This window comes from Variovorax sp. 01T439_2, from assembly GCF_056398445.1.
The window spans coordinates 1-9,812 of record NZ_JBFTPJ010000099.1; the positions used below are offsets into that span (position 1 = coordinate 1).

Sequence of the window (9,812 nt, forward strand, 5' to 3'; positions counted from 1 at the left end):
GCACCGGCTGTCCCCGCACGCACGCACCCACCTGTTGCGCTACCTGGGCTGGCACCAGGCCGCCAGCGAGGTCTTCAGCGTGGTGCACGTGGCGGCGATGTTCGCGCTGCGCGCGATGGTCTACGCGGCGGTTGGCGAGCGCTACGACTTCGCGGGCTGGACCGGGCGCTGGGGCTACGAATACCTGAAGGACGTGCGCGCGTACCTGTCGATGGTGTTCGGCATCTGGGTGTACGGCGTGTTCATGCTGCGGCTGCAGGGCGAGGCGCGCGTGCTCGACCCGCCCGAGGCGGCGGCGGCAGCGCCGGCCGAGCCCGCCGAAGCCCATCGGGCAGCCGCGCCGCCCGCGCGCCCCGAGCGCTTCCTGGTGCGCAAGCTGCGGCGCGAGTTCCTCATTGCCGCGAGCGACATCGACTGGCTCCAGGCCGAAGGCAACTACGTCGGCTTGCACGTCAACGGCCACGACTACCTGCTGCGCGCCACGCTCACCGATTTTCTGGCGCAGCTCGACCCCGCCCATTTCGTGCGCGTGCACCGAAGCCACGCCGTCAACCTCGGCCGCATCAAGGAAATCGAGCCGCTCGACGGCGGCGATGCCCGGCTGCACATGCACGACGGCAGCACGGTGCCCTGCAGCCGGCGCTATCGCGACGCCTTGCGCGCCGGGGCGAGCTGACTCGGGCGGTGCGTCGATCCGTCCTGTTCCGGTGCGGCTCTGCACTGAGAAGGCTCATTTCCCTCCGTGACGCACCACTAGAGAGCCTTCAGGCACCATTTTTGCTTTCTTGCGGCGCTGCCCCGAGCAATTCGGGTGCATGCACCAATTCAAACCAAAAACTGCAAGAAGCTCCAATGGACGCACTCAAACAGGGCGCAGACGCGCTGTTCATTCTTCTCGGCGCGATCATGGTGCTGGCCATGCATGCCGGTTTCGCCTTTCTGGAACTGGGCACGGTGCGCAAGAAGAACCAGGTCAATGCGCTGGTCAAGATCCTGGTCGACTTCTCGGTCTCGACCATCGTGTACTTTCTGGTGGGCTATGGCGTGGCCTAYGGCACCCACTTCTTCGTGGGCGCCACCGAGCTCGCAGCCAAAAGCGGCTACGAGCTCGTGAAGTTCTTCTTCCTGCTCACCTTCGCGGCGGCCATTCCGGCGATCATCTCGGGCGGGATTGCCGAACGCGCCAAGTTCTGGCCGCAACTGATCGCTACCGCGGTCATCGTCGGATTCGTCTATCCGCTGTACGAGGGCATTGCCTGGAACAAGGCCTTCGGCATCCAGGCCTGGATCGCTTCGGCCACGGGCAGCGAGTTCCATGACTTTGCCGGCTCGGTGGTGGTGCACGCGGTGGGCGGCTGGCTCGCGCTGCCGGCCGTGCTGCTGCTGGGCGCGCGCCGCAACCGCTACCGCGGCGACGGCTCGCTGAGCGCGCATCCGCCGTCGAACATTCCTTTTCTGGCGCTGGGTGCCTGGGTGCTGTGCGTCGGCTGGTTCGGCTTCAACGTGATGAGCGCGCAGAGCATCGACAAGATCTCCGGCCTGGTGGCCGTCAACTCGCTCATGGCGATGGTCGGCGGCACGCTGGTGGCGCTGGCGCTGGGCAAGAACGACCCCGGCTTTGTCTACAACGGCCCGCTCGCCGGCCTCGTGGCCGTGTGCGCGGGGTCCGACCTGATGCATCCGCTGGGCGCGCTGGTGGTGGGCGGCGTGGCCGGCGCCATCTTCGTGGTGATGTTCACGCTCACGCAGAACAAATGGAAGATCGACGACGTGCTCGGCGTCTGGCCGCTGCACGGCCTGTGCGGCACCTGGGGCGGCATCGCGGCGGGCATCTTCGGCACCCGGGCGCTCGGAGGCATCGGCGGCGTGAGCGTCTGGGCGCAACTCATCGGCACCTTGATGGGCGTGGCATGGGCTGCGCTCGCGGGCGCGGCGGTGTACGGCGCGCTCAAGGCCACGCTGGGGCTGCGGCTCACGCAGGAAGAGGAATACGACGGCGCCGACCTGTCGATCCACCACATCTCGGCGACGCCGGAGCGCGAGGTGAACTGGTAGGCCGGGTTCCTGCAGGGCCGGCCTGCTTGGGCTATTCTCGGCGCCCCTTACAACCGCCGAGGAGTAGAACCCATGACAACAACAACACCCGCTCGCTGGCTGCGCCGCGGCGTCGCCGCACTGGCCGGCAGCCTGCTGATGCTTTCATTTTCTTCCACGGCGCAGGCCGGCGCTCCGCAGGTCAAGGCCCAGGCGCCGGGCTTCTACCGCACGATGCTCGGCGACTTCGAGGTGACGGCGTTGTTCGACGGCACCATCGACCTGGAGCCCAAGAAGCTGCTCACCAACACCACGCAGGCACAGGTCGGCAAGCTGCTCGATCGCGGCTTCGAGAAGGACACCGTGCCCACCTCGGTGAACGCCTATCTCATCAACACCGGCAGCAAGCTGGTGCTGGTCGACACGGGTGCCGGCGGCCTGTTCGGCCCCACGCTCGGCAGCCTGCAGGCCAATCTCAAGGCCGCGGGCTACCAGCCCGAGCAAGTCGACGACGTGCTCATCACCCATATGCACGGCGACCATGTCGGCGGCCTGGTGCAGGACGGCAAGCTGGTGTTCCCCAACGCCACCATCCACGCCGGGCAGGAAGACGCCGACTTCTGGCTCGACAAGGCCAACCTGGAGAAGGCTTCCGCCGAGATGAAGGGCTTCTTCCAGGGTGCGATGGCCTCGCTGAACCCGTATGTGGAGGCCGGCAAGTTCAAGGGCATGAAGGGCAACACCGACCTGGTGCCCGGCATCAAGGCCGTGCCCGCCCATGGCCATACGCCGGGCCACAACATCTACCTGGTCGAGTCCAAGGGCCAGAAGCTGGTGCTGTGGGGCGACCTGATGCACGTGGCCGCCGTGCAGTTTGCGCAGCCGCAGATCACCATCTCGTTCGACGTCGATTCGAAGCCGGCGGCGGCGGAACGCAAGAAGGCCTATGCCGATGCGGCCAAGGGGCGCTACCTGGTCGGCAGCGCGCACCTGCCGTTCCCGGGGCTGGGCCATGTGCGGGCCGAAGGCAAGGGCTACGTCTGGGTGCCAGTGGATTACCAGCAGGTGCGATAGACAGCCGGCCGGCCGGCCGGCCGGCCGGCTGAAGCTTGAACGGCGCGGGCAGGTGTTGCCGCGCCAGCAGCACGAATGTGCGTGCTGTAGCAAACTCGCCCGACCGCTCCGCTCCACACTCCACGCCAACATGACCCAAGCTCCCCCCGCCCTCGAAGTCCTCCCGCGCGATCTCTCTGCCTACCGCAAGGGCAACGTCGGCATCGACTATGTGCACCGCTTCGAGTCCGGCAAGCCAGGGCCCCACGTGCTGATCAACGCGCTCACGCACGGCAATGAAATCTGCGGCATGACCGCCGCCACGCACCTGCTCGACACCCAGGTGCGCCCCAAGATCGGCACGCTCACTGTGAGCTTTGCCAATGTGGAAGCCTACGAGTCCTTCGACCAGGCGCTGCCTTTCGACAGCCGCCAGCTGGTGCACAACCTCAACCGCATCTGGTCGCCCGAATGGCTCGACGGCACCGAGGACAGCCCCGAGCTGCGCCGCGCCCGCGCGCTGCGGCCGGTGGTGAGCGCGGCCGACCACATCCTGGACATCCACTCCACCAGCCAGCCGGTGATTCCGTTCTGGGTGTATCCCGCCTTCGAGCGCAATGCCGAGGCGGCGCTGGCCATCGGCCGTCCGTCGGTGCACCTGGTGATGCCCGACGGCCTGGGCTCCGGCACCCCGCTGATCCAGCATGGCCGCCATGGCCTGCCCGATGGCAAGGGCGTGGCACTGGTCGCCGAATGCGGCCAGCACTTCCTGCGCTCGGCCTCCGAGCTGGCCATCGCCATCTCGCTCGACTTTTTGGCGCACTTCGGCCTCATCGACAAGGACCCCGCCGCGCCGGCGCCCGGCCCGCAGCGCCGCTTCGAGCTGCTGCAGACGCACGTCATCAAGTCGGAAGACTTCGCGTTCGTGCGCCCGCTGATCGGMTTCGAGACCTTTGCCAAGGGAGAACTGATCGCCACCAACGGCCCGGACGAGATCCGCGCGCCCTGCGACGAGTGCACGATCTTCATGCCCGCGCAGCGGGTGATCGTGGGGCGCGAGGCGGTTTATTTGACGAAGCCGATCTGAGTCGGCGATGAAGCCCTCAAGGCTCCATCAATTTCGAAATCTGTTCGCGAAGTGATGGCAGATCCACAAGACGCTGCGGATCGCCTCGGCTCATACCGGCACCGCCTCGCGCAGCACCTGATCGCGGAACTTCGGCGGCAAGCCGTTGGGCGTGAGCACGTCGACTTCCATGCCAAGAAGGGCCTTCAACTCGTGCCTGATGGCGCCGATGTCCATGAGAGTGGTCTGTTCCGTAGGTTCGACCAGCAGATCGAGATCGCTGTCGGGTCCGTCTTCTCCACGCGAAGCCGAGCCGAACACTCTCACGCTGCTGACGTGATGACGCAGCGCGATCTCGCGGATGCGGACGCGGTGCTGTGACAGAGCTTCAGAAGGACGCATGGGGCGCAGCGTAGTGCGGCTGTGGGTTCAATTCACGCCGCAACGAACAACGCCGGGTCCACCATCGCCCGATTGAGCATCACGGACCAATGCAGATGCGGTCCCGTCACGCGCCCGGTGGCGCCCACGGCGGCGAGCTGCTCGCCGGTCTTCAGCACGTCGCCCACCTTTGAATCGATGCGGCTCAGGTGGCAATACATCGTGAGCAGGCCGCCGCCGTGGTCGAGCCACACCGTGCCGCCGTTGAAGAAATAGTCGCCAGTGTCGATCACGCGCCCCGGCAGCGGCGCCAGCACGGGCGTGCCGGTGCCGGCCGCGATGTCCATGCCGCTGTGCGGATTGCGCGACTGGCCGTTGAACACGCGGCGCAGGCCGAAGGAGCTGGAGCGGCGGCCGGGCACGGGCAYGCGCATCTGCAGCGCGGCGTCGGGCCGCAGGTCGGTGAAGGTGGCCATCACGGTGGCGAGGTGCGCGCGCTCGCGCTCGTAGCGTGCTTCGTCCTCCGGCGACAGGTCGACGGTGCGCGGCGGGACCGTGAGGCGCTGCTCGCGGTATTGCTTGGGGCTCACGGTATAGGCGATCTGCTTTTCGTTGCCGCCCTCGGTGCGCACGGCGATGCTCGCCTCGCCGGGCACGGCTGCGAGCGGAATGCCCACGAGCGCGGTCCACTCGATGGCGTCGCCCACCACCAGCAGCGGCAGGTCGCCCGAGAAGGCCTGCGGGCGCCTGGCCGCCGGACCGAGCGACAGGCGGGCCACGCCGCCCGGCACCTGGGATGCATGCGGCCAGACCTCCGGCTGCTTCTTTTTGGCCGAGGGCGCCGCCGCAACGGCGCGCGCCGAGGCCAATGCCACGAAGCCGAAGGTGCCGAGCAGGGCAGAGCGGCGGCCGAGGCCGGATGGAGCGGAGTCGGGAAGCGAGGGATGCATGGCGTTGAACTCGAGGCTTGCGAAGCGAACAAACAAGGGCGCGGCGAACACAAAGGAACCGGACATGAACATCCGAGCACTGGGCCGATGGGGCTTGATGGTAAGCGCGGCCGCGCTGGCCGCCGGGTGCAACAGCACCGCGATCCGTGTAGGCGGCGCGCCCGAGGCGAGCATCAAGAACTGCGTGGCCGCGGCCTCGCGCGAGTTTCGCGTGCCGGCGTCGAGCGTCGTTGCGGACAAGGGCACGACGCCGCGCGACGGCGTCTACACGGTCAACCTGAAGATCGGCGCGCAGGGACGACCGGCGCTGTGCACGACCGATGAGAACAGCGCGGTGTTGGGCGTGGTCTACAAGCGGGCGCAATAGGCAATAAAAAACCGGCGCCATTGCGGCCGCCGGTTTTGTACGAGCAGGGGGCGGTCTTACTTGCCCCAGCTGTCCCGCATGCCCGCAGCGCGATTGAACACGCGCTTGCCGCCGGCACTCGCCTTCGCATCGAGCACGAAGTAGCCGTGCCGCTCGAACTGGAATGCCGCACCGTCCTGCGCCTTGGCCAGCGACGGTTCGACATACGCGGAGCAAACCTCCAGGCTCGCCTTGTTGAGCTCGTCGAGCAGCTCGCCGCTGCCCGGATTGGCCGCCGCAAACAGCCGCTCATACAGCCGCACCTCGGCCTCGACCGCATCGGCCGCAGCCACCCAGGTGATGTTGCCCTTCACCTTGATGGCGTCCGCGCCCGGCGTGCCACTCTTGGTGTCGGGCACCAGCGTGGCCTGCACTTCGACGAGCTTGCCGCTCGCGTCCTTGGTGCCGCCGGTGCATTCGATGACGTGGCCGTACTTGAGGCGCACCTTGTTGCCCGGGAACAGGCGAAAGAAGCCCTTGGGCTGCACTTCCTCGTAGTCGGTGCGCTCGATCCAGACCTCGCGGCCGAGCTTGAATTCGCGCTTGCCCATTTCGGGGTGGTGCGGATGCACGGGGGCGGAGCAGTCGTCGAGCACGTCGTCGCCGCCCATCAGTTCGCCCCAGTTGGTGATCACCAGCTTGACCGGGTCGAGCACGGCCATGGCGCGCGGCGCGATGGGGTCGAGGGTGTCGCGCAGCGCGGCTTCCAGGCTCGCGTAGTCGATCCAGCCGCCGGACTTGGTGGTGCCGCTGCGTTCGCAGAACAGGCGCAGCGCCTCGGGCGTGTAGCCGCGGCGGCGCAGGCCCGCCAGGGTGGGCATGCGCGGGTCGTCCCAGCCGTCGACGTGCTTTTCCTCGACCAGCTGGCGCAGCTTGCGCTTGCTGGTGAGCACATGGGTGACGTTGAGGCGCGCGAATTCGTACTGGCGCGGGTGCGGGCTTGCGATGAGGCCGCCTTCGGCCAGGCGGTCGAGCAGCCAGTCGTAGAAGGGGCGCTGGTCTTCGAATTCGAGCGTGCAGATCGAGTGGGTGATCTGCTCGAGCGCGTCTTCGATGGGATGCGCAAAGGTGTACATCGGGTAGATGCACCACTTGTCGCCGGTGTTGTGGTGGGTGGCCCGGCGGATGCGGTAGAGCGCGGGGTCGCGCATGTTGATGTTGGGGCTCGCCATGTCGATTTTCGCGCGCAGGATGGCGGCGCCATCGGGCAGCTGGCCGTCACGCATGGCGCGGAAGCGGGCGAGGTTTTCTTCCGCGCTGCGGCTGCGGAACGGGCTGTCGGTGCCGGGCGTGTTGAAGTCGCCGCGGTTGGCGCGGATTTCCTCTGCGCTTTGCTCGTCCACATAGGCCAGGCCGGCGCCGATCAGGTATTCGGCGGCCCGGTACATGAAGTCGAAGTAGTCGCTTGCGAAGTATTCGTGCGGCTGCAGGGTGCCGGGGGCCGTGGGGCGGTCGGCCAGGTGGGTTTCGTAGCCGAGCCACTGGACGGCGTCGCGGATGGAATCGACGTATTCCTGCTCTTCCTTCTCCGGGTTGGTGTCGTCGAAGCGCAGGTGGCAGACGCCGCCATATTCCCTGGCCAGTTCGAAATTCAGCCAGATGCTCTTGGCGTGGCCGATGTGCAGGTAGCCGTTGGGCTCGGGCGGAAAGCGCATGCGCACCTTGGCCGGGTCGGGCATGCCCTGGGCGTGATGGGCGGCGTCGCCGGGCGAGCCACCCCATTTGCGGCCAGAATAGGCCCCCTGCGCAAGGTCGTTTTCGATCACGTGGCGCAGGAAATTGCTCGGTGCAGCGGCTGTTTTTGCGCTGTCTTTGTCGGTCGGGGAGGTCATTGCGGCATTCTAGAACGCACCCCCTGCCAGTTACCTTTGGCTACGTTCTTCACATTGCGGCGGGCAACCGCTTTGCATTTGGCGCGTTCAATACACACATGGGCGGGAAACGCCCCAACAAGGAGTCCAACATCATGAGCCTCACACGTTCAACCTTCTTCAAATGGGCCGCCGCGGGTGTCGTGGCAGCCGGTGCATTGTTTGCGGCCACCTCGGCCAGTGCCCGTGGCGACGTGAGCTGGTCGGTCGGCGTGGGCCTGCCAGGGGTTGCCGTGGGTGTGGGCGCTCCGGCCTACTACCCGGCGCCGGTCTATACAGCCCCCGCGCCGGTGTATTACGACGCGCCGCCGCCCGTGTACTACCGTCCGCCGCCGCCGGTTTACTACCGCCCGGCCCCGGTGTACTACGCGCCGCCGGCGTACTACGGACCGCCGCGCTACTACGGTCCGCGCGGCTACTACCACGGCCATCGCCACTGGCGCTGAGCGGCTCCGCAGGCGGCAAGCAGCCGCCGGATGAAAAAGCCGACCTCCCGGGGTCGGTTTTTTTATGCGCGAACGCCGTTCCGCTATTTCACATGGCGCGAAACAGGTGGCCATAGAGCCGGCTGACGGGGATTTTCTCGGGTCGGCCGCGCAGGTCGAGGTGCAGCTTGCCGGCCTCGTCGCGGTGCACGGCCTCGATCGCCGAGCTGCGCACCACCACGGCGCGGTGCACCTGCCAGAAGATTTCGGGGTCGAGCTGGGCCAGCAGCTGCTTGAGCGGCGTGCGGATGAGGTATTCGTTCGTGGCGGTGAGCACGCGGATGTATTTGTCGGCGGCTTCGAAGTACAGCACCTCGTCGATCGGAACCATGCGCACGGTGCTGCCGCCGGCTTCGCTGGCGGCAATCATTTTCAGCGGGGCGGTGGAGGCGGCGGGCGGCGCCGACGCGCCATTGCCTGCTGCGGCGGCAAGCAGCTCGCGCCACTGCGCAAGCGTGCGCTCCAGGGCCTCGTCGGCGGCGGCAGGAGCTGGCTTTACCCGCAGCTGCGCAGCCAGCGCCTGCTGAAGCCGCAGCACGGTCTTGCGCAGGCGCTCGGGCTGCACGGGCTTGAGCACGTAGTCGATGGCCTGCGTCTCGAAGGCGCGGGCGGCGTATTCGTCGTACGCGGTCACGAAGACCAATTGCGGCATGGGCGCCTCGTCGACGGGCCAGCGGTCGGCCAGTTCGGCGGCGGCGCCCAGGCCGTCGAGGCCCGGCATGCGGATGTCGAAGAACAGCACCTGCGGCAGCAGGCGCAGAGCCTCCCGCACGGCGCTGCGGCCGTCGCCCGCGGTGGCGAGCACCTGCAGTTGGGGCCATGCCGCGGCGAGTTCGGCCTTGAGGGCCTGGGCGAGCAGCGGTTCGTCTTCGGCGATGAGGGCAGTGGAATTCATGAACGGGGCTGCAATGGAAAGCTGAGTGTGGCAAGGGTTCCGCCCGAAGGCCCGGCGGCCAGGCTCATGCGGCCCTGGTCGCCATACACGGTGGCAAGCCGTTCGCGCACCTGCTCGAGCCCGAAGCGGCTGCCTTCGGAAGGCTGCGCTGCATCCAGGCCGACGCCGGTGTCGCTCACTTCGATGATCAACCGGCCGTCGAGCTGCCGCGCGCGCACGTCGATCGCGCCGCCTTCGACCTTGGGTTCGAGCCCGTGGCGGATGCTGTTTTCGACCAGCGGCTGCAGCAGCAGCGGCGGCACCGGCGTGCCGCGCAATTCATCGGGCAGATCGAGCGTGTAGCGCAGGCGCTCGCCCATGCGCACGGACATCAGCTCAAGGTAGTCGGCCAGCCGTTCGAACTCGGCCGACAGTGGGTGCGACAGGGCGCGCGAGCCGCTGAGCGTCATGCGCAGGTAGTTGTTGAGGCGGTCGAGCATGGCCACGGCGCGCGGCGGATCGGCCGTGATCAGCACGCGCAGGTTGGCCAGCGTGTTGAACAGCATGTGCGGCTCCAGCTGTGTCTCCAGCAGCTTCAGCCGGGCCTCGGTGGCGTTGCGCTGCGCCAGGTCGAGCTGGCTGCGCATGTGCTTGCTCCGGCCCAGGCTGTAGAAGAAGAAGCACATGCAGAC

11 protein-coding genes are annotated in these 9,812 nt (G+C 67.5%); 6 read left to right on the top strand and 5 right to left on the bottom strand.

The genetic code is table 11. The features are described 5' to 3' along the window. From AC1DOC_RS07165 to AC1DOC_RS07180, 4 genes are all read left to right on the top strand, one after another. On the top strand, positions 1–676 hold a 676-nt coding region (locus AC1DOC_RS07165; protein WP_478129592.1), incomplete at its 5' end, for a LytTR family DNA-binding domain-containing protein. A gap of 176 nt (positions 677–852) precedes the next feature. Further along, complete coding sequence (locus AC1DOC_RS07170; protein WP_018906285.1) at positions 853–2,055, top strand: ammonium transporter; 1,203 nt, start codon at positions 853–855, stop codon at positions 2,053–2,055. A gap of 72 nt (positions 2,056–2,127) precedes the next feature. Beyond that, complete coding sequence (locus AC1DOC_RS07175) at positions 2,128–3,108, top strand: MBL fold metallo-hydrolase (RefSeq protein WP_278879066.1); 981 nt, start codon at positions 2,128–2,130, stop codon at positions 3,106–3,108. 130 nt (positions 3,109–3,238) lie between these two features. After that, positions 3,239–4,174 carry a M14 family metallopeptidase gene (locus AC1DOC_RS07180; protein WP_478084046.1) on the top strand — a complete coding sequence of 312 codons (936 nt, stop codon included), beginning with the start codon at positions 3,239–3,241 and terminating at the stop codon, positions 4,172–4,174. A 90-nt stretch (positions 4,175–4,264) separates the two neighbouring features. Here the strand turns inward: AC1DOC_RS07180 and AC1DOC_RS07185 are convergent, their stop codons facing one another. After that, entirely contained in the window at positions 4,265–4,555 is a 291-nt protein-coding gene (locus AC1DOC_RS07185; RefSeq protein WP_012748713.1) for a nucleotidyltransferase family protein, read from the bottom strand. 32 nt (positions 4,556–4,587) lie between these two features. Beyond that, positions 4,588–5,484 carry a peptidoglycan DD-metalloendopeptidase family protein gene (locus AC1DOC_RS07190; RefSeq protein ID WP_478129593.1) on the bottom strand — a complete coding sequence of 299 codons (897 nt, stop codon included), beginning with the start codon at positions 5,482–5,484 and terminating at the stop codon, positions 4,588–4,590. A 64-nt stretch (positions 5,485–5,548) separates the two neighbouring features. Between AC1DOC_RS07190 and AC1DOC_RS07195 the strand changes: the two genes are divergently transcribed. Beyond that, positions 5,549–5,851, top strand: coding sequence for a hypothetical protein (locus AC1DOC_RS07195; protein WP_478080639.1), 303 nt, complete (start codon positions 5,549–5,551; stop codon positions 5,849–5,851). A gap of 56 nt (positions 5,852–5,907) precedes the next feature. On the opposite strand, the gene AC1DOC_RS07200 is transcribed toward AC1DOC_RS07195, so the two are convergent. Continuing rightward, a complete protein-coding gene (locus AC1DOC_RS07200) occupies positions 5,908–7,722 on the bottom strand; it encodes a glutamine--tRNA ligase/YqeY domain fusion protein (protein ID WP_062366289.1) in 1,815 nt (604 codons plus the stop codon). A 134-nt stretch (positions 7,723–7,856) separates the two neighbouring features. Here AC1DOC_RS07200 and AC1DOC_RS07205 point away from each other — a divergent pair, with 134 nt between their 5' ends. Further along, entirely contained in the window at positions 7,857–8,207 is a 351-nt protein-coding gene (locus tag AC1DOC_RS07205) for a hypothetical protein (RefSeq protein ID WP_020610606.1), read from the top strand. 88 nt (positions 8,208–8,295) lie between these two features. On the opposite strand, the gene AC1DOC_RS07210 is transcribed toward AC1DOC_RS07205, so the two are convergent. Together AC1DOC_RS07210 and AC1DOC_RS07215 are read right to left on the bottom strand one after the other, a co-directional pair. Continuing rightward, a complete protein-coding gene (locus tag AC1DOC_RS07210; protein WP_478080640.1) occupies positions 8,296–9,141 on the bottom strand; it encodes a LytR/AlgR family response regulator transcription factor in 846 nt (281 codons plus the stop codon). Beyond that, on the bottom strand, positions 9,138–9,812 hold a 675-nt coding region (locus AC1DOC_RS07215), incomplete at its 5' end, for a sensor histidine kinase (RefSeq protein WP_478129594.1). The genes AC1DOC_RS07210 and AC1DOC_RS07215, both read right to left, overlap by 4 nt.

What these genes read in the sequence shown, in the direction of transcription:
- AC1DOC_RS07175 (WP_278879066.1), top strand. Translation starts at nt 2,128, where the DNA reads ATGACAACAACAACACCCGCTCGCTGGCTGCGCCGCGGCGTCGCCGCA.
- AC1DOC_RS07185 (WP_012748713.1), bottom strand. Translation starts at nt 4,555, where the DNA reads ATGCGTCCTTCTGAAGCTCTGTCACAGCACCGCGTCCGCATCCGCGAG.
- AC1DOC_RS07195 (WP_478080639.1), top strand. Translation starts at nt 5,549, where the DNA reads ATGAACATCCGAGCACTGGGCCGATGGGGCTTGATGGTAAGCGCGGCC.
- AC1DOC_RS07200 (WP_062366289.1), bottom strand. Translation starts at nt 7,722, where the DNA reads ATGACCTCCCCGACCGACAAAGACAGCGCAAAAACAGCCGCTGCACCG.
- AC1DOC_RS07205 (WP_020610606.1), top strand. Translation starts at nt 7,857, where the DNA reads ATGAGCCTCACACGTTCAACCTTCTTCAAATGGGCCGCCGCGGGTGTC.
- AC1DOC_RS07210 (WP_478080640.1), bottom strand. Translation starts at nt 9,141, where the DNA reads ATGAATTCCACTGCCCTCATCGCCGAAGACGAACCGCTGCTCGCCCAG.